The sequence below is a fragment of the Comamonas sp. MYb69 genome (assembly GCF_037479315.1).
In the GTDB taxonomy this organism is placed as follows: Bacteria; Pseudomonadota; Gammaproteobacteria; order Burkholderiales; family Burkholderiaceae_C; genus Comamonas.
The window spans coordinates 148,024-171,811 of sequence record NZ_JBBGZG010000002.1 but is presented as its reverse complement, the minus strand read 5'-3'; the positions used below and the strand labels follow the sequence as shown (position 1 = coordinate 171,811).

The following is a 23,788-nucleotide window of genomic DNA, read 5'->3' as shown; positions in this document are numbered from 1 at the left end:
GGGGTCAGGGTCCGGAATCAGGCGGTTTTCATCGATCCGGTATCCAGGTAGCGCTGGTGCCAGGACAGCGCCTCGGTCAGGATATGGGGCGTGTGCAGGCCGGCCGACTGGTGCATCGCGCGGTCCACATAGTCCTGCAGCATGGGGCGGAAGTCCGGGTGCGCGCAGCGCTCGATGATGAGCTTGGCGCGCTGCCGGGGCGAGAGGCCGCGCAGGTCGGCCAGGCCCTGCTCGGTAACGATGATCTGCGTGTCGTGCTCGGTATGGTCCACATGCGAGCACATGGGCACGATGCAGGAGATATGGCCGTTCTTGGCCACCGAGGGCGTGACGAAGAACGACAGGTAGCCGTTGCGCGCAAAGTCGCCACTGCCGCCAATGCCGTTCATCATGCTCGAGCCCATCACATGGGTGGAGTTGATGTTGCCGTAGATGTCGGCCTCGATCATCGAGTTCATCGCGATCACGCCCAGGCGGCGCACCAGCTCGGGGTGGTTGGAGATCTCCTGCGGGCGCAGGATGATGCGTTCGCGGTAGAAGTCGATGTTCTCCTCGAAATCGCGGTAGGCAGCAGCCGACAGCGAGATGGAGGTGGCCGAGGCGCGCGCCATCTTGCCCGTGCGCAGCAGGTCCAGCATGCCGTCCTGCAGCACTTCGGTAAAGCCCAGCAGGTTGTCGAAAGGGCCGGTGAGCAGGCCGGCCAGCACCGCATTGGCCACATTGCCCACGCCCGACTGGATGGGCAGCATCTCCTGGGGCAGGCGCCCCATCTTCATCTCGTGCGAGAGAAAGTCGATGATGGAGGCGGCAATGGTGTTGGAGTTGGCGTCCGGCGCAGCAAACACATTGTCGCGGTCGCCTTTGTGGGTCTCGACGACGGCGACGACCTTGTCCAGGTCCACCTTCAGGTAGCCCTCGCCAATGCGGTCATCGGCATGGGTCATGCGGATGGGCACGCGGCGCGGCGGGATGGCGGTGCCGTAGTAGATGTCGTGCATGCCTTCCATCTTGGCGGGCGGCTTGGTGTTCACCTCCAGGATCACCTTGTCGGCAATCTCCAGCCAGGTCATGTTGTTGCCCACGGCGGTTGACGGGATCAGCAGGCCATCGGCGGTGATGCCCAGCACTTCGACCACCGCCACATGCATGTGGCCCAGAAAGCCGAACCAGGCGTGCTGGGCGACGTGGGACAGGTGCATGTCGATGAAGTCGATGTCGCCGGCATTGATGGACTTGCGCGCGATCGGGTCGGTGTTGAAGGGCAGGCGCTGGCCGATGGCAGCGGCCTCGGCCAGCACGCCGTCGCATTCTGCAGCGGTGGAGGCGCCCGTCCAGACATTGATCTTGTAGGGCCGGCCGGCGGCATGCTCGGCCTTGGCATGGGCTGCGATGGCCTGGGGCAGGGCCTTGGGATAGCCTGCGCCGGTGAAGCCGCTCATGCCTACATTGGCGCCAGCAGGGATCAGGGCGGCCGCGTCGGCTGCGGACATGATGCGGGAGTGCAGCGCGCTGCAGCGCACACGGTCATTCAACGACATGGGGGGAGACTCCAGGAAGGTGTTTTCGTTATTGTCTACAGATGCTGCCCGGCGGCAATGGCCGGGCTGCGAGGCGGGCAAATCTTAGCAGTCGTTGCACCCGAAACCATTGAGGATCCGGGAATACCCGATTGTGGATAAGTGCTACTGCATTGGCAATTTATTGTTGCACTGCAACAATTTAGCGCAACAAAAAAGCCCGGGACAACCGGGCTTGGGGAGGCGTTGGCGTGCCGCTCAGCGCTTGTCGCTGCGGTTGAGCAGCTGGTAGAGGATGATCGCGCCAAAGGTCGCGGTCCCGATGCCGCCCAGCGCAAAGCTGCCGAACTTCAGGGTGAAGTCACCGGTGCCGATGATCAAGGTGATGGCCGCGACGATCAGGTTCTTGTTCTGCGAGAAATCCACCTTGTTTTCCACCCAGATCTTGGCGCCGGCCACCGCAATCAGCCCGAACACCACGATGGACACACCGCCCATGACGGGCAGCGGAATCGCCTGGATCAGCGCGCCAAACTTGGGCGAGAAGCCCAGCAGCAGTGCAATGAGGCCTGCGACCATGAACACCGCGGTGGAGTAGATGCGGGTGGCCGCCATCACACCGATGTTTTCTGCATAGGTGGTCACGCCCGTGCCGCCCACGCCGCCGCTGACCATCGTGGCCACGCCGTCACCGATGAAGGCCCGGCCCATGTACTGGTCCAGGTTGCGGCCGGTCATGGCCGTCACGGCCTTGATGTGGCCCAGGTTCTCGGCCACGAGGATGATCACGATCGGGGCGATCAGCACCATCGCCTGCGGACTGAACTGGGGGGCCGAGAAATTGGGCATGCCGATCCAGGCGGCCGTGGCCAGGCCCGACAGATCCACCGGCTTGCCCAGGCCCATGCCATTGGTCAGGATGGCGTAGAGGATGGCTGCGGCAATCAGGCCCACCAGGATCAGCAGGCGCTGCACCATGCCCCGGGTGAGCACGGCCACCATGCCGACGCAGACAAAGGTCATCGCCTGCATCCAGCTCTCGAAGTTGTTGCTGGCCATGTTCTTGACGGGAACCGTGGCCAGGTTCAGGCCGATCACGGCCACGATCGCGCCCGTCACCACCGGCGGCATGAAGCGCTCGATCCAGCCGGTGCCCACCGCCTGCACGATAAAGCCGATCAAGGTGTAGAGCAGGCCGCAGGCGATGATGCCGCCCAGCGCCATGCCGATGTTGGCATTGGGCCCGGAGCCGGCATAGCCGGTGGCGGCAATCACCACGCCGATGAACGCAAAGCTCGATCCCAGGTAGCTGGGCACGCGCCCGCCGGTGATCAAAAAGAAGATCAAAGTGCCGACGCCACTCATCAAAATGGCGACATTGGGGTCAAAACCCATCAAAATGGGCGCCAGAATGGTCGAGCCAAACATGGCGATGACATGCTGCACCCCCATGATCGAGGTTTGTGGCCAGGGCAGGCGCTCGTCGGGTGCGACGACATCGTCAGCGCCGGGGCGCACTTCACGCCAGCGGGGAAGGAAGGAATCAGACATGGTTTTGGCAGGCCGCAGGCAGGGCTGCTCCGGGAGGGGCAGTTGCAGGCGAGCGAGAGAAAAGGTGCTGCATCATAGTGAATTTGCCAAGCCTTGTAGAGAGAGGGAAACTCTCTAACCAGGGCCGGGGCGGGGACTGCAGGGGCCCCAGCGGCAATGACCGTGCAAGTCTGTGGTGTGCTGACACTGGCTTGTTTGGCCAATGCGATAGATAATCACAATGACATTGATAACAAATACGGTAGGTTGCTAGCAGCAACCTGTTTGTTTAGGGAGAGAGGGTTTCCATGAACTGTGTGCAATGTGGCGAGGCATTGGCCGCCGGCGCCAAATTTTGTCGAAAATGCGGCTGCAAGGTGCAGACCGCCGTGGCGCCCGAGACCGCAGCCAGCCCGCGCAATATGCCGGCTGCGCCGGTGGCCGCCTACGCCACCTGCCCCGATTGCGGCGCACTGTGCAAGGGCCAGGCGCTGTTTTGCAAGCAGTGTGGATGCCGTTTTGAAGAAACCCCTGGATTTCAGGACACGGCCCCCGACTGGGATGCCCCGCTGAGCGTGGCCGAAGAAAAGGCCATCCTGGTCTTTGGCAATGTGCAGGACAGCTCCCTGCCGCCCTCGAGCCTGCCGCCGGGCGAGCGCATCCAGACCAGCGCCGCGATGGTGATTGGCGGAGCGGCGGCAAGCCCGGCAGCGGCCGTGCCTGCGCCCGCACTGCGCGAGCCCGAGGTGCCCTTGTGGGAGACCGATGCCGCTGCCAGGCGTGCCCCTCCCGTTGCCCCCGATACCCATGTGCGGCCACGTGCCAGCGCGCAGCTGCGCAACCCCATGCCTGAAGCCCCGCAGCCCCCCAGTGGCCAGGGGCTGCGCATCGTGCTGGCGCTGCTGGGCGTCGCTGTCCTGGCCGGTGGCGGCGCCTGGTGGTGGAAGAGCCAGCAAGGGCGCCCGGCCGGTGGCGCGGTGGCAGCGCCCAGCGTCTCCGCCCCTGCAGCGCCCGCCCAGCCTGTGGCCGCCGATGCGGCCGTGCCGGTAGAGTCCGCAGCGCCTGCGATGGTCGCGACCGATGCCGCACTCGCCCCCAATGAAACGCTGCTGACGCCAGCGCCCGCCGAGGACGCGGCAGCCGCTGCCGTGGCGGTGGAAGAAGCGCCCGCCCCGGCACCTGCACCGGCCCGCCCGGCGGTGCGCAAGCCGGCGCGCAAACAGACCTTGGATGATTTGCTGAATTGAAGGAGAGCCTTGTGAAGCTGTTGATGAAAATGTCCGCCCTGGTGTCGGTGCTCGCGCTGGCCGGTTGTGCAGCCCCTCCGCCAGAACCCGCGCCTGCTCCGGCGCCGGCCGTGCCGGTGCAGGTCGAATGCGGCGTCGCGTCGCCCCCCGGCTGCCGTGAGCCTGCCGTGCCACCTGCACTGCTGACCTGGGAGCAGAAGATGAAGGGCGAGATCGATGAAGCCGAGGCCCTGCGCCTGCGTGCCGTCGAGGCCATGTCGGCCCTGCCTGCCAAGCAGCGCATCAAGGAAGGCAGCAAGACCATGACCACTGAGCAGGTCTTCAGCACCAGCCAGGCGCCCGCCACGCGCGCCATGCCGGTGCTCGATTCGGTCTCGCTCGATCTGCCCTGGGCCGCCAAGTCGCGCCAGGAGCACAAGGATGCGATGGTCGCCATCAAGGACATTGCCACGATGATGGCCGACAACCGCGGCGGCGCGACGATCTATGTGACCGTCTCGCCGCGCGATCTGCGCGCCAAGAAGGTCAACACCAATTCCGGCACCGCGCCCACCGAGGCCGGCAACCCGGTCGAGGTCAAGAAATCGGCCGACAAGAATGTGCCCGCCGGTGTCGAGCACTTCGTGATCCAGGCCAAGCCCTGGCCCAGCCGCATCGACTGAGCAGGCGGCCCATCCCTCCATCTCCGCCATGAACGCGCCTGCGCGGGCCATGGCGGAGCAGCTATACGGTAAAAACGACGAAGGAATCGCAGATGTCTTCTCCCCAATCGATGTTGAAGTCCATTGACTTTGGCCAACTGATGCGAGCGGCCGAGGGGCTGACCCAGTGGCGCGTGCTCGGCTTGTCGTTCCTGACCTGGCTGGCCGGAGGGCTGGTGATGGTGGGCGGCCAGATGCTGGCAACCCGTGCGGGCAGCATGCTGCTGGCACTGCTGTTCCTGGTCATCGCCTCGGTGGTGTTCTCGGCCGGCATGTCGGCCGTCGGCATCCTGCTGCAGGACAAGGCCAAGGATGTGGAGCAGCGCAGCGTCGCCGCCGCGATCCGGGCGGGCCTGCTGTGTGTGCCGCGCTTTATCCTGTTTGGTCTGCTGGTGCTGGCTGTGGTGCTGGGCCTGTGCCTGGTGGCGGCCATTGTGTATTTCGTCTGCAAGATCCCGTTCATCGGACCGATCCTGCTGTTCTTTGCCCACCCGGTGATGGTGATCGCCGCCTCGGTGTTCTTCATCGCGCTGTACTGGGTGGCGGCGCCCCTGCTCGCGCCCGCGATCTGGGATGGCCGCTCGCTGCGCCGCGCAGTATCGCTGGTGGTGGCCGTCGTGCGCACCCGCCTGGTGCCACTGGTGCTGATGCTGCTGGCGCTCTACATCGTCATCACCGTGATCACCCTGGTGGTGTTCACCGGCTTCATCCCCGGCTTTGCCTACATGACGGCCATTGCAAGCGGCGTGATTGGCCCGAGCATGATGGCCTCGATGGGCGGCATGGGCAACTCCGCCGCCTTTGGCGCGATGGCCAGCAGCGGCCATATGCTGGCCGGCACCCTGTCGACCGTGATCCTGTTTGCGGTGCTCATGGCGCTGACCATGCAGGTGATGATCATGGGCGTGAACATCATCTACCTGATGGTCACCGACGGTCTTGATGAGCAGGGCACCGAAGAGAGCCTGCAGGCCGGCATTGACCTGGCGCGCGAAAAGGCCCGCCAGGCCCAGGGCATGGCCCGTGAAGCGGCCGACAAGGTGCGCCACGCCGCGCATATGGATGGCCATGGCCACCAGGGTGCTGCGGCACGTGGCCCGGCAGCGCCTGTGGCGCCAGTGACGCCAGCCGCACCGGTGGCACCGCACCACGATATCTTTGCCCCGGCACCTGCGCCGGTCGCACCTGCTGCGCCCGTGGCGCCAGTCCCTGCACCGGTGGCCGCGCCGGTACCGGCGCCTGCGCCTGTGCAGCCACCAGCCCCTGTCGCTCCGGCTCCTGTAGCCACGACTCCTGTAGCCACGACTCCTGTAGCCACGACTCCTGTAGCCTCGGCACCCGTGGTGGCTCCTGCCCCGGTGCAAGCCCCGGTGGCGCCAGCGCCAGCAGCCGGCCTGGGTACTGCAGCAGTAGCAGGTGGTGCGGCAGCCGCATCGGCCTTGCCGCCCACAGCAGCGCCAGCGGCACCGGCGGCCTCCGAGCCGTTGCTGCGCTGCCGCAGCTGCTTTGAAGTGGTGGCGGCCGACGATGTGTTCTGCGGCCACTGCGGTTTCCAGCTCAAGCCTTGACGGGTTGTGGCATTCTTTGAGGGCGCGCAAGCGCCCTTTTTTATGGCACTCTGTATCCGCCCGTAAGCGCGGCTTCATTGGTAAAAGAGTGTTGTCAATCCGGGCAAAACGGCAGACCGGCCGCGGCGATTCACGTCAGGCAGGTTACACTTTGCCGATTCATGTCCAGTAACTAGATCGGCTTATAACCATGTCAGGTGAAACGACCCAGCGCAGCGGTTTCGATATGAAAAGCGCCCAGTTGCCGGTGGTTGCGTTCGCTCTGCGTTCGGCCGACCTGGAGCAGTTGGCGCAGGAGTTTGCCGAGCGTTTTGGCAGCGATTCCGCCTTTTTCGACCATGACCCGGTGCTGGTCGATCTGGCGCAGCTGCGCGAGGCCGATGAGGACATCGACTTTGCCGCCCTGGTGGCCTTGCTGCGCCAGTACCGCACCACACCGGTGGCGGTGCGCGGCGGCAGCGAGGCGCAGATGGCCAGTGCCTATGCGGCCGGCCTGATTGCCGCGCCCGAGGCGCCACCGGCGCGCAAGGCGGCCGAGCCCGAAGTGCGCGAGGTCGAAGTCGAGGTCATCAAGGAAGTGCAGCTGCCGGCCAAGGCGACCATGCGGGTCGACAAACCGATGCGCTCGGGCCAGCAGGTCTATGCGGCGGGCAGCGATGTGATCGTCAACGCCATCGTCAGCTACGGCGCCGAGGTGATTGCCGATGGCAACGTCCATGTCTACGGGCCCTTGCGGGGCCGGGCCGTGGCCGGCGCCCGGGGGGACAAGAGTGCACGTATTTATTGCACCTGTTTTGAGCCGCAGCTGGTGTCCATCGCGGGCATCTACCGCACGGTCGAGTCGGATTGGCCCGCCGAGCTGTCGGGCAAGGCAGCCGTGGTGCGGCTTGAAGGTGAGAAACTGTTGATCGAGCCGCTGTGACAGGCGCACGGGGACGGCCCGCACCGGGCTTTGGACATTTGAGGACGTAAAGGGATCGGATCGAAAGATGGCAAAAATCGTCGTTGTAACTTCCGGCAAGGGCGGAGTTGGAAAAACTACCACCAGTGCAAGCTTTGCGGCCGGACTGGCACTGAGCGGCCACAAGACTGCGGTGATCGACTTCGATGTCGGCCTGCGCAATCTGGACCTGATCATGGGCTGCGAGCGCCGTGTGGTCTATGACCTGATCAATGTGATCCAGGGCGAGGCCAACCTCAACCAGGCGCTGATCAAGGACAAGCAGCTGGAGAACCTCTACATCCTGGCCGCCTCGCAAACGCGCGACAAGGATGCGCTGACGCAGGACGGGGTCGAGAAGATCCTCAAGGACCTGGCGGCGATGGACTTTGACTTCATCGTCTGCGACTCGCCCGCCGGTATCGAGAGCGGCGCGCTGATGGCGATGCACTTTGCTGACGAGGCGCTGGTGGTCACCAACCCTGAGGTGTCGTCCGTGCGTGACTCGGACCGCATTCTGGGCATGCTCAGTTCCAAGACCAAGCGCGCCGTCGATGGCGGCGATCCGATCAAGGAGCACTTGCTGATCACGCGCTACAACCCCAACCGGGTGCAGGATGGCCAGATGCTGTCGCTGGAAGATATCCAGGACATTCTGCGCATTCCGCTGATCGGTGTGATTCCCGAGTCGGAATCGGTGCTGCAGGCGTCCAACCAGGGCACGCCTGCGATCAACCTGAACCAGACCGATGTGTCCGAAGCCTACAAGGATGTGGTGGCACGCTTTTTGGGTGAAGACAAGCCGATGCGCTTTACCGATGCGCAGAAGCCTGGTTTCTTCAAACGCATTTTTGGGAGGTAAGTTCAATGTCCTTGCTGTCCCTGTTCTTGGGTGAAAAGAAAAAGACCGCGTCGGTCGCCAAGGAGCGGCTGCAGATTATTTTGGCGCGTGAGCGCACTGGGCGTAGCAACAGCCAGCCAGACTATCTGCCTGCGCTGCAGAAGGAGCTGATGGCCGTCATTGCCAAGTATGTTTCCATCAATCCCGACGACGTCCGTGTGAACCTGGAACGACAAGACAATCTTGAAGTTCTCGAAGTGAAAATCGAGCTGCCAGAGCCCAAGTAATCTGTGCCTGGCACGACCGGGATAAGCGCTCGACCAATGGGCGCAAAATAAACGGAGGCTTGATGCCTCCGTTTGCTTTGCTAACTAGCTGACCGACGAGATATGTGTTGGTAACTTATTGTGCGCACTATTTTGGCGCGATCATGTGCTAGCGTGTCATGTTGATTTGACCTCTGCAAGCCATGAAGTTATTGGGCGGGTTTCATACGAGCGATGCGGCATACAGTTTGAGTAGATGCCTCGAAGATGCAGGTATTGCAGCACTCGTTGTGCACTCGAAAACGCATCTCAATAGAAAAGCTGGTTTCGAGTATTTGGTCTTTTGCGCACTCGAGGAGCAGCTCGAGGATGCCGTCCAGCTAATGCGCAATCCTTCGCATATAGTTGCCCATCCCGTTGACGTTGCGGCTTATCACGCTTATCTGGCCAGCTCCAGCAGTCTTGAGAGTGCGAACCGCTCTCTCACCCAGGTGCTGATCGGAGCAATCGGCGTGCTGGTGCTGTTGGTGGCCGCGTTGGTGTGGAGAGAGCTATCGCGCTAGGCCTGTTCCCTGGCTATGTGCCGAGATAGTGCTCTGTATGCTGCTGGGCTTCGTTGTTGAATACCGGGATCAGCTCCTGGTTTTTTGCTGCCTTGCAGCGCTCCCCTTTCCTCCAAAAACAAACGCGACCTTCGGGTCGCGTTTTTGTTGGGGGTAAGTCGGTGGATTTCTGGTGGGTCGTGGATAAGTCAGCGGCTTATCCACAAAACTATGCACATGCCCGTGCTTTTCCCCTCAGTTATGCACTGGGCTCGGCCGTGTTGTCGTAGGCGTGGGCTTTCCAGTACTTGAAGGTGCCCTGGGCGGTGGCCAGGATGCGGCGGTTGGCGTCGTAGATGTTGGCCTGGCAGGTGCACAGCGAGCGGCCCTGGTTGATGACCCAGCCTTCGGCGACCAGCGGGCCACGGCCCGGGTAGATGAAGCGCGAGGACATCTCGACGGTGACGGCGGTGCTCGACGGCGCGCCGGGCGCGAGCACGGCAGCGCGCGACATGGCCACGTCGAGCAGGGTCATCAGAATGCCGCCATGCGCGGCGGGCAGCTGGTTGCACAGTTCCTCGCGCAGGTCGGGCAGGTGCACGCGCACGATGCCGTCTTCAAAGTTCGGGTCCTGGCGCGCGCCGATGAGGCGCAAAAAGGGCACGCGGGTGTTGAGGTCCTCGATGCTCAGCTGCTGGCGGGGTGGGGTGGTGCTCATGCGGCGGCCTTGGCGTCGCGCACCATGTTGCGCGCAATGATGATCTGCTGGATCTGGGTGGTGCCTTCGTAGAGGCGGAACAGGCGCACATCGCGGTAGAAGCGCTCGATGCCGTACTCGGCCATATAGCCCGAGCCGCCCAGGATCTGCACCGCGCGGTCGGCCACGCGGCCGCACATCTCGGTGGCAAACATCTTGGCGCTCGATGCCTCGGTCGAGACGTTCTGGCCCGCATCGCGGCGGCGCGCGGCGTCGATGGTCATGCACTCGGCGGCATAGAGCTCGGCCTGGCTGTCAGCCAGCATGGCCTGCACCAGCTGGAAGTCGCAGATCGCCTGGCCAAACTGCTTGCGCTCGAGCGAGTACTGCAGCGCATCGCGCAGGATGCGCTTGGCGCAGCCCACCGCTACGGCGGCGATGTGGATACGGCCCTTTTCCAGCACCTTCATCGCGGTCTTGAAGCCCCGGCCCTCTTGCAGGCCAATCAGGTTGGCTGCGGGCACCTTGACGTTGTCAAAGATCACATCGCAGGTGTGGGCGCCGCGCTGGCCCATCTTCTTGTCGTACTTGCCAAAGCTGATGCCCGGGCTCTTGGCATCGACGATGAAGGAGGACACGCCCCCGGCGCCCTTGTCGGCCGGGTTGGTGCGCGCCATCAGGGTGAACATGCCGGCATGGGGCGCATTGGTGATGAAGCGCTTGGTGCCGTTGACGAGGTAGTGGTCGCCCTGCTTGACGGCGGTGGTGCGCAAGGAGGCGGCGTCCGAGCCGGCTTCGGGCTCGGTCAGCGCGAACGAGGCGATCACCTCGCCGGTGGCCAGGCGCGGCAGCCATTCGGCCTTCTGGGCATCGGTGCCATCCATCAGGATGCCTTGCGAGCCGATGCCCACCGTGGTGCCGATCACCGAGCGGAAGGCGGGCGAGGTCTGGCACAGCTCCAGCAGCACATGCACTTCCTCTTCCATCGTCAGCTCCAGGCCGCCGAACGCTTCAGGAATGGTCAGGCCGAACAGGCCCAGATCGCGCATCTCCTGCACGATGGCTTCGGGGATCTCGTCGGTCTCGGCAACTTCGTTCTCGGCGGGCACCAGGCGTTCGCGTACAAAGCGGCGCACGCTGTCGAGCAGCGCGTCCAGGGTTTCTTGGTCTCGGATCATGGATGGTTCTCTGTTGCAGGGCTTTAGAGCGTTGCCGCCGTGCCCAAAATCGCCGTGGCCTGGCTGGACAGGGTGCCGCCATTGCCGTGGGCCAGTGCGAGCTGGGCGCCCGCCACCTGGCGCTCGCCGCAGTTGCCGCGCAACTGGCGCACTGCCTCGATCAGCGCAAAGATGCCGTACATGCCCGGGTGCACGCAGGACAGGCCGCCGCCATTGGTGTTGACCGGCAGGCTGCCGCCCGGTGCAATCGCGCCGCTGGCAACAAAGGCACCGGCCTCACCCTTTTTGACAAAGCCCAGGTCCTCCAGGAAGAGCAGGGTGTTGATGGTGAAGGCGTCGTAGAGCTCGACCACATCCATGTCCTGCGCCGTCAGGCCCGCCATCGCAAAGGCCTGCGCGCCCGACTGGCTTGCGGCGGTGACGGTGAGGTCGGGCATCGACGAGATCTGGCGGTTCCAGCAAGCGGTCGCATTGCCCAGCACATAGATGGGCGCGTTCGGGCCGCGCTGGGCATCTTCGGCGCGGCTGAGCACAAAGGCGCCGCCGCCATCGGTCACCAGGCAGCAGTCGCGCACGGTGAAGGGATCGGCCACCATGCGCGCGCCCAGCACCTGCTCGATGGAGAGCGGATCGCGCATGAAGGCTTCGGGGTTCTTCTGCGCCCACTGGCGCGCCGAGACGGCGACGGCCGCAAGCTGCTCGCGCGTGGTGCCGTACTGGTGCATATGGCGCGCCGCAGCCATCGCATAGGCCGCGACCGGCATCGTGGGCTCAAACGGGTGCTCAAAAGGCTGCGGGTCCATGAACTTGCGCGCAGCGGTCGATTCTTTGCGGCCAAAGGCGGCCGAGCGCTGGGCGCTGCCGTAGCAGACCAGCACATGCTTGCACTGGCCGGCCTCCAAGGCCATGATCGAGGGCAGCAGGTGGGCGATAAAGCTGGAGCCGCCCACCATGGTGCCGTTGATGTAGTTCGGGTTGATGCCCAGGTGCTCGATCACCGGCATAGGCCACATCGTCGCGTTGACGCTGCAGGTGGCCAGGCCGTCGATGTCCTGCATCGTCAAGCCCGCATCGGCCACGGCCGCATGGGCAGCGCGGGCGAGCAGCAGCATGTCGTCCGAGCCCGGGGCTTCGCCGCAGCCATAGGTGGCCACGCCGCTGATGGCGGCCTTGCCGCGCAGCGCGCGCAGGCCGCTGCTGGTATGTACTTGTGCCATGTTTTTATCCCTCGTTATGCGGCTTTGAACACCACCAGGCCCTTGCCGTTGTGCGCGATGACTTCGGCTTTCACCGCCATGCCGATCTTCACATCGGCCGGTGCCATGCCTTCGACGCGGCTCATCATGCGCGGGCCTTCTGCCAGGTCCACCAGCGCGACGTTGTAGTCGCCACCGGCCTCGGCCTTGCGGCGGATCACCGTGGTCGAGTAGACCGTGCCCTGGCCGCTGGGTTGCTCCCAGGCCAGCGCATCGCTGCCGCAATGCGGGCACAGCTCACGGGGGTAGAAGATGGCCTGGGCGCAGGCCTTGCAGCGCTGAATCTGGAAGCTGCCCGTATCCAATGCAGCCTGGTACTGGCTTGACATCGAGGGTGTCATTGCGGAATCTTTCTGAGGAGATAGCGGATGGTGAAGCATGGCCCCATTGCCTGCTGCACGCAATTATTGGTTGCCGAAGAGGGGGTTTGGCCGCGCTTGACGAACCTGGGTGACACTGCTTTCGCTTCTGTGGGTATCAGGGTTTTCTAGGCTTTGGCGCAGGCTAAGGCGGCGCTTGGCAAATGCAGAAACCAGGGGGCCAGAAATCTCTAGCATCGTCTGTCAAACGCTTTCTATAAAACCGGAGACAAGACCATGAAAATGACCGCGCTGGCTTTGGCCATGGCCGCATGCTGCACGACGGGCGCACAAGCGCAGGGCATCTCTGACGATGTCGTCAAGATTGCCGTGCTCAGCGATATGTCTGGCCCCTATGCCGATACCGCAGGGCGGGGCTCGCTCGAAGCCGCGCGCATGGCGGTCGAGGACTTTGGCGGCACGGTCGGGGGCAAGAAGATCGAGGTGGTGTTTGCCGACCACCAGGGCAAGGCCGATGTCGGCGCCAGCCGCGCACGCACCTGGTTCGATACCGATGGCGTGGATGTGGTGGTGGACCTGAATAACTCGGCGGTCGCGATGGCCGTCTACAACCTGGCCAAGGAGCGCAACAAGCTGGTGCTGACCTCGGGCGGCGCATCGGACGCGCTGACCAGCGAAGCCTGCATCCCCACCGGCATCCACTACACCTATGACACCTATGCGATGGCCAGCGGCGTGGCCCACGCGATGCTGGAAAAAGGCAAGAAGGACTGGTACATCATGGCGGTGGACTATGCCTTCGGCAAGGCCGGCGCCGAGACGGTGACCAATATCGTCACCAAAGGCGGCGGCAAGATCGTGGGCCGCACCAACTTCCCGCTCAATGCCAGCGATTTCTCGTCCTTTGTGCTGCAGGCGCAGGAGTCCAAGGCCTCGGTGGTCACCCTGGTGAGCGCCGGCAATGACACCATCAATGCGATCAAGTCGGCCAAGCAGTTTGGCCTGATGCAAAAGCAGACCGTGGCGCCGCAGTTCATGTTCATCCAGGACGTGCATTCGCTGGGCCTCAAGACCGCGCAGGGCCTGACCTTTGCCACTGCCTTCTACTGGGACCGCACCCCCGAGACGCGCGCCTTCTCGCAGCGCTTTTTTGAGCGCATGGGCAAGAAGACCATGCCCTCGATGGTGCATGCCGGTACCTACTCGGCCGTGACCCAGTACCTGAAGGCCGTGGCCGCGACCAAGACCGACGACGGCCCCGCGGTGACCAAGTACCTCAAGTCCAACAAGATCGAGGATTTCTTCAGCCAGAACGGCCATGTGCGCGAGGACGGCCGCATGGTGCACGACCTCTACCTGGTGCAGGTCAAGTCGCCCGAGGAATCCAAAGGCCCTTGGGATTACTACAAGGTGCTGGCCACCATTCCGGGTGACCAGGCCTTCCGGCCCATGGCCGATGGCAAGTGTGGTTTCGTGAAGAAGTAACCACAGACTTATCCACAGGCAACGCGGTCTTCAGCGCTGAAAGACCGCGTTATGCATTCCAAACCCCCTTGCAGGAGCCAACCATGTCCCAAGCTTATCCACAGTTGCAACTGTTTATCAACGGCCAATGGCTGTCCGCCGACGGCCGCAAGAGTGAGCCCGTCATCAACCCGCTTGATGAATCCACGCTGGGCCAGCTGCCCCATGCCAGCGCCGCCGATCTGCAGGCCGCCCTGCAGGCCGCCAACGCAGCGTTTGAAGGCTGGAAGCGCACCTCACCACTGGCCCGCTCGGACATCTTGCGCAAGGCCGCCAGCCTGATCCGTGAGCGTGCCGACCATATCGCCCGCTGCATGACCCTGGAGCAGGGCAAGCCCGTGCGCGAAGCCAAGCTCGAAGTGCTGGCCGCCGCCGACACCTATGACTGGTATGCCGAAGAAGGCCGCCGCAACTATGGCCGCCTGGTGCCGGGCAAGACCCCGACCCAGCGCATCGCCGTGCACCATGAGCCCGTCGGCGTCTGCGCCGCCTTTGCGCCCTGGAACTTCCCGGCCATCACCCCCGCGCGCAAGATTGCCGGCGCCTTGGCCGCTGGTTGCACCCTGGTGCTCAAGCCCGCCGAGGAAACCCCCGCCACCGCCCAGGAGCTGGTGAGGGTGCTGCACGACGCCGGCCTGCCCGCTGGCGTGCTGAACATGGTGTTTGGTGTGCCGGCCGAGGTCTCGGGCTACCTGCTCGACCAGCCCGAGGTGGCCAAGTTCTCGTTCACCGGCTCCACCGCCGTGGGCAAGATGCTGGCCTCGCATGCGGCCAAGAGCATGAAGCGCGCGACCTTGGAGCTGGGCGGCCATGCGCCGGTCATCGTCTGGAAGGATGCCGATATCAACAAGGCCGCTGACGCGCTGGTCGCCGGCAAGTTCCGCAACGCCGGCCAGGTCTGCATCTCGCCCACGCGCTTTTATGTGCACCGCGATGTGTTCGACAGCTTTGTGACCGCCTTTGTCGAGCGCACCAAAAAGCTCAAGGTCGGCAATGGCCTGGACGAGTCAAGCCAGATGGGCCCGCTGGCCAACCCGCGCCGCATCGAGGCCCTCACCCGCCTGATCGCCGATGCGCAGGAGAAGGGCGCCACCTTGCACACCGGCGGCAAGCGCATGCCCGGCAAGGGCTTCTTCTGGGAGCCCACCGTCATCAGCAACCTGCCCGAAGACGCCGGCCTGATGAACGAGGAGCCCTTTGGCCCGGTCGCACTGATCAATCCCATCGCCGACATGGACGAAGCGCTGCAGCGCGCCAACCGCCTGCAGTACGGCCTGGCCGCCTATGCCTTCACGCAGGACAGCGCCGTGCGCCAGCAACTCTCCAACGGCGTGCAGACCGGCATGCTGGGCATCAACACCTTGAACATCTCCATGGCCGAGGCGCCCTTTGGCGGTGTCAAGGAAAGCGGCTGGGGCTCGGAATGCGGCATTGAAGGGCTGCAGGCTTACTGCAATATCAAGCTGGTGAGCGAAGACCAGTAACCGCTGCTGCTGCATCGCCGGCCCCTGCTGTGGGGCTCCGCGATGGAACCAAACACCGCGCCAGGTATTCAGACAGCAGATTCGCCGCTGGTGTGCCCGCACGCCAGCGCCTTCTGTTTTTAAAAAATACAACGATGAGCGCAAGTTTACAGATCGGGCCGTTCTCACTGCCCTGGGGTTTGGTCATTTTGATGCTGGCATGGCTTGCGGCCGATGTGCTGCTGGCGCGCTGGGCGCGCAAGCGCGGCCTGTCCACGACGCCGCATGCCTGGCTGCTGCCGCTATTGGCGCTCGTGGCGGCGCGCCTGGGCTTTGTCGCCCGCTATGCCGATGAGTACCTGGCGCAGCCGCTGTCGATGCTCAATGTGCGCGATGGGGGCTGGGAGCCCTGGGCGGCGCTGGCGGTGGCGCTTGTCTATATGTGGTGGCTGTGGCTGCGTAAAAAGGCGGTGTTGCAGCCGCTGGTGGGTGCGGCGGCGCTGTTTGCGGCGCTGTGGCTGGGCGGCAATGCGCTGGTCTACAACTTCTCCTCCAGCGCCAAGGCCTTGCCGCCGCTGTCGCTGGTGGCGCTCGATGCCCAAACCCATGCGCTCGACCAGTTCAAGGGCAAGCCTGTGGTGATCAACCTCTGGGCCAGCTGGTGTACCCCTTGCGTGCGCGAGATGCCTGCGCTGCTGGAGGCGCAAAAGCGCTACCCGCAGGCGCAGTTTCTCTGGGTGAACCAGCAAGAGGCGCCTGAGGTGGTGCTGAAGGCCGCACGCGGCTTTGGCCTGCCCGATGGCCAGGTGCTGCTCGATCCGCGCAACAGCATGGGCGAGGTGGCCGGCAGCCGCGCGCTGCCCACCACCTTGTTCTATGACGCCAGCGGCCAGCTGCAGGGCCAGCGCGTGGGCGAGTTGTCTGCCGCCAGCCTGAACGATTTCATGCAGCAGATCGTGCCGGCTACGACGCCGTAGCGCTTGCGGGCGCGGCAGCGGCCTGCTCGGCCTCCAGCCGGGCCTGCAGCTCGCGCTTCATCACCTTGCCATTGGCATTCACCGGCAGCTCATCGATGGCGATGATGCGTGCCGGCCGCTTGTAGGGCGCCAGGTGCTCGCGCAAATGCGCTTGCAAGGCATCCAGGTCGGGTGGATGGCGGGCATCCTGCACCACAAAGGCGATGATGGCCTCGTTGCCATCGGCCTCTTTCTGGCCCACGACGGCGGCGCGCTGGATGCCGGGAAAGCTGCCCAGCGCATGCTCGACCTCGCTGGGGTAGACGTTGAAGCCCGAGCGGATGATCATCTCCTTGAGGCGGCCCACGACGAACAGCGCGCCATCGGCATGCAGCTCGCCCAGGTCGCCGGTGGCATACCAGCCGCCGTCGCGCAAGGCGGCGGCCGTGGCCTCGGGGTCACGGAAGTAGCCGGGCATTAAACCCGTGCCACGCACCCAGATCTCACCCCGCTCGCCGGTCGGCAGCGGCCGGCCGCTGTGCGGATCGACGATCTGCAGCTCCGCGCCATCGATGCAGTAGCCCGCGCTGGTGTCGCTGCGCGCCTCGTCGATGCGCGTCAGGTGCAGCGAGCCAGCGTATTCGCTCATCGCATAGCCATGGTGCAGGGTCTGGCCAAACAGCGCCTCGACCTTGGTTTTCAGCGCCAGATCGAGCGGGCCGGCGCCGGTGTAGAGGTAGCGCAGATGCGGTGCAGATGGCTTGCTGATGCCATGCTGCTCGCAGTACTGCAAGAGGCGCGCAAACAAGGTGGGCGGGCCTTGCAGCTGGGTGATGCCATGGTGGGCCAGCGCGTCGAGCAGGTCCGCGGGCTCGAACTGGCTGCGCATCTCCAGCGCGGCACCGGCCGACAGCGAGGCCAGCAGCACCGTGCCCAGGCCGAAGATATGGGTCATCGGCACAAAGGCGTAGACCTTGTCATCGGGCCCGAGCCTGCGCGACTGGGCCGAGACGCGGGCAAAATGCGCCACGCCGCGCTGGCTCATCAGCACGCCCTTGGGGGTGCCGGTGGTGCCGGAGGTAAAGATGATGGCGGCCACCGGATTGCCATCCGGCTCGGGCTCGGCGCGCGCATCGGCACGCACTGCCGTGTGGGCCAGGCCCGGCACGCAGGAGGGGCTCACGCCATAGCGCTCGGCGTGGGCGGCTGCGGCCTTGGAGACGCGGTCGGTGAAGTAGACCACCCGCGCGTCGGCCTTGTCGGCAAAGCCGCGCACCTCGCCCGGTGCCATGCGGGCATTGACGCCGCAGGCCCAGGCGCCCACGCGGCTGCAGGCCAGCAGCAGCGCGGCATGCTCGGGGCAGTTCTCGGCGACCACCAGCACGCGGTCGCCGCTGCGCACCTGCAGCGCGCGCAGCTCCGCTTCCAGCGCATCGACCAGGCGGCCCAGGTCGGCATAGCTCAGCGTGCGGTCCGGCAGGTAGATGAAGGGCCGGTCCGGGGCCTCCTGCAGCCAGCGGTCCAGAAACTGGTGAATGCGAAATTCCATCTTGGGTCCTATCAATCCACCACAATGCCCTGGGTCACGGTGGACCACATCTGGCGTTCCTTGGCGGCGCGCTCCACCAGGGTCTGGGGGCTGCCCGTCCATTCGTCGTAGCCCAGCTCCTTGTACTTGGCCTTCAGCTCAGGCTGGGCCAGTGCCGCGTTGATCGCCTTGTTCAGGCGCGTCTGCAGCTCGGGCGACATGCCCTTGGGGCCGTAGACGGCGTACCAGCCGCCCACATCAAAGCCCTTGAGGCCTTCGATGCCGCTTTCGGCAAAGGTCGGCACATCGGGCAGCGCCGGGTTGCGCTGGGGCGAGGTCACGGCAATGGGCGTCACCTTCTTGCCGTGGATATAGGTGCCAGCGGTGCTGATGATGTCCATCATCATGTTGATCTGGCCGCCCATCACATCGGTCATCGCTGGTGCGTTGCCCCGGTAGGGCACATGGTTCAGCTCGATGCCGCTGCGCTTGGCAAACAGCAAGGTGCCCAGGTGGTTGGAGCCACCGACGCCGGCCGAGGCATAGCTGAGCTTGCCGGGGTTGGCCTTGGCATAGTCGACCAGCGCCTGCGTGGTCTTGAAGGGCTCGTTGTTGTTGGCCACCAGCACGTTGTAGTAGCTCAGCACCGGTGCGATCGGGGTCAGGTCCTTGACCGGGTCGAACTGCATCTTGCGCATCACATTGGGGCTGATGGTGATCGTGGGGCTGGCGGCAAACCACAGGGTCAGGCCATCGGGGTTGGCGCGCGAGGTTTCGTTGCCCGCCAGGGTGGCGTTGGCGCCCGTCTTGTTGTCGACCACGACGGTGCTGCCCAGCTCCTTGGACAGCGCGATGGACAGCAGGCGTGCGCCCTGGTCCACGGGGCCGCCGGCCGAGTAGCCGACGATGAGGCGCACCGGCGCGCCCGATCCCAGGCCCCCCTGGGCATGGACAGAGGCGCAGAGGCTGAGGGCGGCTGCGGCCGTGGCGGCCAGCAGGCCGCGGCGGTGGATGAGGGTCATGTCTTGTCTCCTGGTTTTTTGTAAGCGGTGGGGGTGGCGGGCGCTCAGTAGCGCTCGAACACGGCGGCAATGCCCTGGCCGCCGCCGATGCACATGGTCTCCAGGCCGTAGCGCCCCTTGCGGCGTTCCAGCTCATGCAGCAAGGTGGCCAGAATGCGCACACCGGTCGCGCCAATCGGGTGGCCCAGCGAGATGCCCGAGCCGTTCACATTCAGGCGCTCGGCGTCATTCCATTCCAGGCCCTGCAGCACGGCCAGCACCTGGCAGGCAAAGGCCTCGTTGATCTCGACCAGGTCCATGTCGTTCATCGAGAGGCCCAGCTTGCCCAGCAGCTTCTTGACGGCAGGCACCGGGCCAATGCCCATGCGCGAGGGCTCGCAGCCAGCGGCGGCCCAGCCCACCAGGCTGGCCATCGGCGTCAGGCCCAGTTCCTGCAGCTTGTCTTCGGCGACGATGAGGCAGGCGGCCGAGGCATCGTTTTGCTGGCTGGCATTGCCGGCGCTGACGGTGCCGCCCTTCATCAAGGCGCGCAGCTTGCCCAGCGAGTCCATCGTGGCATCGGCGCGAAAGCCTTCATCGCGGCTGAACAGGGTAGCCTCGCCCTTTTTCTGCGGCACGCTGACGGGCACCACCTCGGCATCAAAGCGGCCGGCCTGCCAGGCGGCGGCAGCGCGCTGGTGACTGCGCAGCGCAAAGGCGTCGGCCTCTTCGCGGCTGATGCCATAGTCGCGCGCCAGGTTCTCTGCGGTCTCGATCATGCCGGAGATGACGCCAAAACGCTCCACCGGTTGCGAGCGCTCGCGGCCCCGGTCCAGGCGGTCATACATGGTGACGCTGCCGGCGCGCTTGCCCCAGCGCATATCGGTGGTGTAGTACTCGATATTGCTCATGCTCTCGACACCACCGGCGATCACCACATCGGCGGCGCCGCTTTGCACCATCATGCAGGCGGTGACCACCGCTTGCAGGCCGCCGCCGCAGCGGCGGTCCAGCTGCATGCCGGGCACTTCCACCGGCAGGCCGGCCTGCAGCGCGGCCCAGCGGCCTACGCAAGGCGTTTCGCTGCTGGCGTAGGACTGGGCAAACACCACATCGTCGATGCGGCTGGGGTCGATGCCACTGCGCTCGACCACGGCACGCACCGTGGTCGCTGCCAGGTCTTCGACCGAGACGGGGCGCAGGCTGCCCCCGTAGGTGCCTACCGGGGTTCGCAAGGGGGTGACGATGGCGGCTTTACGCATTTCAATCTCTCCAGAAAAATTCAGTCAATTCAGCTGCTGGCGCGCTTGGGCCGCCAGCAGGTCTCGGTGTTCAGGTGCGGCAATCGCCAGCATGGCGCGCAGGCGTTGGCCCAGGCTCAGGCCGCGCAGGTCGGCAATGCCGTGTTCGGTGACGATCAGGCCGGCATCGGCACGCGGTGTGGAAACCGGCCCGGACAGCTGCGCGACGATGCGCGACTGGCCGCGCGCGGTGGAGGGCAGCGCCACAATCGGCAGGCCGCCATCGCAGGCGGCAGCGGCGCGCAGAAAGTCCATAGCACCGCCGACCGCGCCCAGGTACTGGCCCGCCACGACTTCGGCATTGATCTGGCCCGTTAGGTCGACCTCGATCGCCGAGTTGATGGCGGTGAGCTTCTGGGTCTGGCCCAGCACCCGGGCGTTGTGGGTGTAGTCGGTGCCGGCGATGCGCAGCGTGCGGTTGTTATGCGCCCAGCGCCGGGTGCGGGCACTGCCCATCAGCAGGCCGGTCACGCTCAGGCCCACATCGATGCCCTTGCGCGCATTGGTGATGACGCCGGCCTCGACCAGGTCGGCGACGCGGTCGCCGATGGTGCCGCTGTGCACCCCCAGATCGCGGTGGCCTTGCAGCGCCTGCAGCACCGCATCGGGCAGGTTGCCAATGCCCAGCTGCAAGGTGGCGCCGTCTTCCACGCGGCTGGCGATCAGCTGCGCAATCGCCTCTTCAGCGGGGCCAATCTTGCCGGCAGGCACGTCGACCACGGCCTGGTCGCTCTGCACCCAGGCATCCACATCGGCCAGGCGCAGGCTGGCGCCTGCCACCCAGGGCACATCGGCGTTGACCTCGGCGATCACGCAGCGCGCATGGCGCATGGCAGTGACCAGGTAGTCATGGGCCAGGCCCAGGCTGCAGTCGCCGTCGGCATTGGGCGGTGATACCTGAACGAACACCACATCAATGGGGATGCGGCGGCTGGCGATCAGCTGCGGAATCTGTGAATAGTGGCAGGGAGTCGGATCGAGCACACCGGCCATGCCGAGCGCGCGGTGCGAACCACCGGCGGCATAGCCGCGCATGTCGATGGCATCGGCATGGTCAGGCTGCAAGCTGTTGGCGCCGCCAATGCCCAGGAAAACGCTGGTGCGGGCAAAGCGCTGGCGCTGGGCCACATAGGCCTGGATCAGCGACAGCGGCTCGGCGGCCGACTGGCCCCAGACGACGCTGTCGCCAGCGCGGATGAACTGCGCCAGGTCCAGGTCTGCCAGCGCCATCTGCCGGCCTTGGCCCATGCTCATGGCTGTGCAGCGGCCAGGCTGGCATTGCCATGGCTGAGCACGACAATGCCGCGCTCGACCACCAGCGCGCGGAACTGCAGCGCATCGCCTTCCTGCCAGACCTCGGTGCGCAAGGTCTCGCCCGGAAACACCGGCGACGAAAAGCGCGCATGCATGCTGCGCAGCAGGCTGGCATCGCCATTGCAGGCTGTCATCACCAGCGCATGGCAGACCATGCCGTAGGTGGCCAGGCCGTGCAGGATGGGCTTGTCAAAGCCAGCGGCCTGCGCCACCTGGGGGTCGGCATGCAGGGGGTTGTAATCGCCCATCAGGCGGTAGAGCAGGGCGGCCTCGGGGCGGATGGTGTGGGTATAGGTCCAGCGCGGTGCCGTGTCGGGCGTGGGCGCCAGTGCCGGCAGCGAGGGGTCGCTGGGCTGGCCGCCCAGCGCTTCGCTGTAGCCGCCATCGCCCCGGCAGAACGTGACCTGCTCCAAGGTGGCATAGCGCGTGCCGTCTTCGCCTTCCAGGCTGCGTTCGCTCACCACAATCGCGCCCTTGCCGGCGCCCTTGTCGATCACCCGCGTCACCCGCGTCTTGCCCACCACCTTGGCCCCCACCGGCAGCGGCTGGTGGATGGTGGTGCGCTGCTCGCCATGCACCAGCTTGACCCAGTCAATCCCCGTATCCGCCTCCTTGGCCCAAAAGCCCGGATAGCCCAGCACCGAGCTCATCGTCGGCAGCGCCTGCAGCGGCTGCGCCATGCCCTCGTAGACCAGCGGCAGATTGCGGGCATCGAGCGGATCATTGCCCACCCCCAGACTCAGCGCATACAGCATCGTGTCGCGCTGCGAGTAATCCTGGTGCACCGGCGCAAACGGCCGGTCCTTGAGTTGCTGGTAATTGATGGTCATGGTCGTTGTCTCTGGGGTTGTTGTGGCGTTTCGCGTCGAAATAGCTGGAAGGTTTTGACAGCTTTAGGCGGATACAACCTGCGCCGAGTGAGAAGGTTGTTGTGCGAGGTCTCCATGGGACCTGCTTGAAACTGGCAGAGCACACCTATGGAGCCTGTGTGAACAACTCAGTCGTCCCTACTGAGCGCCACGCCAAAAACTGTCAGAGCCGATCTAACAGGCACCGACGAAGGGCCTAGCCGGCCGCGCCGCCCCGCCCGGAGGGTGCCGTCCCCCTTCCCACGCGCAGCGTGAGAGAAGGGGGAAGCCGCAAAGCGGCTCAGGGGGAAGTCCAAGTCAAACCGGATCCCAGCTGAATACTTCGCCCGACCGCTCCATCGGTACAAATGAGGATTTGAGCGCCGGCATCGCATGCGAGGCGATGTCCTCGGGCGTCCAGCCTTCGCCCTGGTGCACCGAGCGCAGGGGGCGCGGTTGGCTCATCAGGAAGATCTCGTTATTGCGCACGGCAAACACCTGGGCGTTCACATCCTTGGCCTGGTCGCTCAGCAGGTAGACGGCCAGCGGCGCGATCTTGTTGGGGGTCATCTGCTTGAGCTTGTCCACACGGGCCTGCTGCTCGGGCGTGTCGGTGGGGATGGAGCCGATCATGCGGCTCCAGGCAAAGGGCGAGATGCAGTTGCTGCGCACATGGAACTTGGCCATGTCCAGCGCAATGCTCTTGGACAGCGCGACGATGCCCAGCTTGGCGGCCGAGTAGTTGGCCTGGCCAAAGTTGCCGATCAGGCCGGAGGTGCTGGTCATGTGCACCATCGCGCCGCTTTCCTGCTCCTTGAAGTGGTTGGCCGCAGCGCGCGCCACATAGTAGCTGCCGTAGAGGTGGACCTTGATGACGGCATCCCACTCGTCGACGCTCATCTTGTGAAAGAAGCGGTCCCGCAGGATGCCGGCGTTGTTGACGATGCCGTCGAGCTTGCCAAAGCTGTCGAGCGCGCATTGCACGATCTTGGCCGCGGCATTGGCGTCCGAGACGCTGTCGGTATTGGCGACAGCCTCGCCGCCGGCGGCCTTGATCTCGTTGACGACCTGTTGCGCGGGGCCGTCGTCATGGCCTTCGCCGGTGGTGGAGGTGCCGATGTCGTTGACGACAACCTTGGCGCCTTGCTGGGCCATGGCCAGGGCCATATCACGGCCGATGCCGCCGCCAGAACCGGTGACGATAACGACTTTGCCTTCGAGCATGGTGGACATGTCTGCTTTTCCTTGGA

General features: G+C 65.0%; 22 protein-coding genes. 10 read left to right on the top strand and 12 right to left on the bottom strand.

Features of this window, described 5'->3' with window-relative positions; translation table 11 throughout:
- Positions 1–17: 17 nt before the first annotated feature.
- Both WH303_RS02935 and WH303_RS02930 read right to left on the bottom strand, forming a co-directional pair.
- Positions 18–1,538: an acetyl-CoA hydrolase/transferase family protein gene (locus WH303_RS02935; RefSeq protein WP_339516875.1), complete on the bottom strand. Its 1,521-nt coding sequence runs from the start codon at positions 1,536–1,538 to the stop codon at positions 18–20.
- Between the two features lie 237 nt (positions 1,539–1,775).
- Positions 1,776–3,068 (bottom strand): solute carrier family 23 protein, encoded by a 1,293-nt coding sequence (locus WH303_RS02930; RefSeq protein WP_312988040.1) that lies wholly within the window; start codon positions 3,066–3,068, stop codon positions 1,776–1,778.
- 287 nt (positions 3,069–3,355) lie between these two features.
- Between WH303_RS02930 and WH303_RS02925 the strand changes: the two genes are divergently transcribed.
- From WH303_RS02925 to WH303_RS02895, 7 genes are all read left to right on the top strand, one after another.
- Complete coding sequence (locus WH303_RS02925) at positions 3,356–4,294, top strand: double zinc ribbon domain-containing protein (RefSeq protein ID WP_339516872.1); 939 nt, start codon at positions 3,356–3,358, stop codon at positions 4,292–4,294.
- 11 nt (positions 4,295–4,305) lie between these two features.
- Complete coding sequence (locus WH303_RS02920; protein ID WP_027010579.1) at positions 4,306–4,956, top strand: hypothetical protein; 651 nt, start codon at positions 4,306–4,308, stop codon at positions 4,954–4,956.
- A gap of 92 nt (positions 4,957–5,048) precedes the next feature.
- Positions 5,049–6,563 (top strand): hypothetical protein, encoded by a 1,515-nt coding sequence (locus WH303_RS02915; protein WP_339516868.1) that lies wholly within the window; start codon positions 5,049–5,051, stop codon positions 6,561–6,563.
- 190 nt (positions 6,564–6,753) lie between these two features.
- Positions 6,754–7,485, top strand: a complete 732-nt coding sequence (gene minC / locus WH303_RS02910) for a septum site-determining protein MinC (RefSeq protein ID WP_021027474.1) — start codon at positions 6,754–6,756, stop codon at positions 7,483–7,485.
- Positions 7,486–7,552: 67 nt separating this feature from the next.
- The gene (minD, locus tag WH303_RS02905; protein WP_021027473.1) at positions 7,553–8,365 is read left to right on the top strand and encodes a septum site-determining protein MinD; all 813 of its coding nucleotides are present in this window, start codon (positions 7,553–7,555) and stop codon (positions 8,363–8,365) included.
- A gap of 5 nt (positions 8,366–8,370) precedes the next feature.
- Positions 8,371–8,631 carry a cell division topological specificity factor MinE gene (minE, locus tag WH303_RS02900; protein WP_339516866.1) on the top strand — a complete coding sequence of 87 codons (261 nt, stop codon included), beginning with the start codon at positions 8,371–8,373 and terminating at the stop codon, positions 8,629–8,631.
- A 182-nt stretch (positions 8,632–8,813) separates the two neighbouring features.
- Positions 8,814–9,173, top strand: a complete 360-nt coding sequence (locus WH303_RS02895) for a hypothetical protein (RefSeq protein WP_339516864.1) — start codon at positions 8,814–8,816, stop codon at positions 9,171–9,173.
- A 238-nt stretch (positions 9,174–9,411) separates the two neighbouring features.
- On the opposite strand, the gene WH303_RS02890 is transcribed toward WH303_RS02895, so the two are convergent.
- Genes WH303_RS02890 through WH303_RS02875 form a run of 4 tightly spaced genes read right to left on the bottom strand, consistent with a single transcriptional unit; the run spans position 9,412 to position 12,624 of the window.
- Positions 9,412–9,870: a PaaI family thioesterase gene (locus tag WH303_RS02890; RefSeq protein WP_021027471.1), complete on the bottom strand. Its 459-nt coding sequence runs from the start codon at positions 9,868–9,870 to the stop codon at positions 9,412–9,414.
- Positions 9,867–11,027 (bottom strand): acyl-CoA dehydrogenase family protein, encoded by a 1,161-nt coding sequence (locus WH303_RS02885; protein ID WP_021027470.1) that lies wholly within the window; start codon positions 11,025–11,027, stop codon positions 9,867–9,869. Before WH303_RS02885 ends, WH303_RS02890 begins: the two co-directional genes overlap by 4 nt.
- 23 nt (positions 11,028–11,050) lie before the next feature.
- Entirely contained in the window at positions 11,051–12,244 is a 1,194-nt protein-coding gene (locus WH303_RS02880; RefSeq protein ID WP_021027469.1) for a thiolase, read from the bottom strand.
- 14 nt (positions 12,245–12,258) lie between these two features.
- Positions 12,259–12,624, bottom strand: coding sequence for a Zn-ribbon domain-containing OB-fold protein (locus WH303_RS02875; protein ID WP_312988047.1), 366 nt, complete (start codon positions 12,622–12,624; stop codon positions 12,259–12,261).
- 255 nt (positions 12,625–12,879) lie between these two features.
- Here WH303_RS02875 and WH303_RS02870 point away from each other — a divergent pair, with 255 nt between their 5' ends.
- The 3 genes from WH303_RS02870 (at position 12,880) to WH303_RS02860 (ending at position 16,567) form a co-directional block, all read left to right on the top strand.
- The gene (locus WH303_RS02870) at positions 12,880–14,088 is read left to right on the top strand and encodes an ABC transporter substrate-binding protein (protein ID WP_339516860.1); all 1,209 of its coding nucleotides are present in this window, start codon (positions 12,880–12,882) and stop codon (positions 14,086–14,088) included.
- Positions 14,089–14,171: 83 nt separating this feature from the next.
- Positions 14,172–15,611, top strand: coding sequence for an NAD-dependent succinate-semialdehyde dehydrogenase (locus WH303_RS02865; RefSeq protein WP_021027466.1), 1,440 nt, complete (start codon positions 14,172–14,174; stop codon positions 15,609–15,611).
- Positions 15,612–15,745: 134 nt separating this feature from the next.
- Complete coding sequence (locus WH303_RS02860) at positions 15,746–16,567, top strand: TlpA disulfide reductase family protein (RefSeq protein ID WP_339516857.1); 822 nt, start codon at positions 15,746–15,748, stop codon at positions 16,565–16,567.
- Here WH303_RS02860 and WH303_RS02855 read toward each other — a convergent pair.
- The 6 genes from WH303_RS02855 to WH303_RS02830 form a co-directional block, all read right to left on the bottom strand.
- Entirely contained in the window at positions 16,554–18,095 is a 1,542-nt protein-coding gene (locus WH303_RS02855; RefSeq protein WP_339516855.1) for a class I adenylate-forming enzyme family protein, read from the bottom strand. The two genes, WH303_RS02860 and WH303_RS02855, sit on opposite strands and share 14 nt — an antisense overlap.
- Positions 18,096–18,106: 11 nt before the next feature.
- The gene (locus WH303_RS02850; RefSeq protein ID WP_339516853.1) at positions 18,107–19,096 is read right to left on the bottom strand and encodes a Bug family tripartite tricarboxylate transporter substrate binding protein; all 990 of its coding nucleotides are present in this window, start codon (positions 19,094–19,096) and stop codon (positions 18,107–18,109) included.
- A gap of 44 nt (positions 19,097–19,140) precedes the next feature.
- Entirely contained in the window at positions 19,141–20,337 is a 1,197-nt protein-coding gene (locus WH303_RS02845) for an acetyl-CoA C-acetyltransferase (RefSeq protein ID WP_339516851.1), read from the bottom strand.
- Positions 20,338–20,361: 24 nt separating this feature from the next.
- Complete coding sequence (locus tag WH303_RS02840; RefSeq protein WP_445228249.1) at positions 20,362–21,630, bottom strand: acetyl-CoA hydrolase/transferase family protein; 1,269 nt, start codon at positions 21,628–21,630, stop codon at positions 20,362–20,364.
- Positions 21,627–22,520 carry a MaoC/PaaZ C-terminal domain-containing protein gene (locus WH303_RS02835; protein WP_339516849.1) on the bottom strand — a complete coding sequence of 298 codons (894 nt, stop codon included), beginning with the start codon at positions 22,518–22,520 and terminating at the stop codon, positions 21,627–21,629. Before WH303_RS02835 ends, WH303_RS02840 begins: the two co-directional genes overlap by 4 nt.
- 336 nt (positions 22,521–22,856) lie before the next feature.
- Positions 22,857–23,762 (bottom strand): SDR family NAD(P)-dependent oxidoreductase, encoded by a 906-nt coding sequence (locus WH303_RS02830; protein WP_027010539.1) that lies wholly within the window; start codon positions 23,760–23,762, stop codon positions 22,857–22,859.
- Positions 23,763–23,788 lie beyond the last annotated feature (26 nt).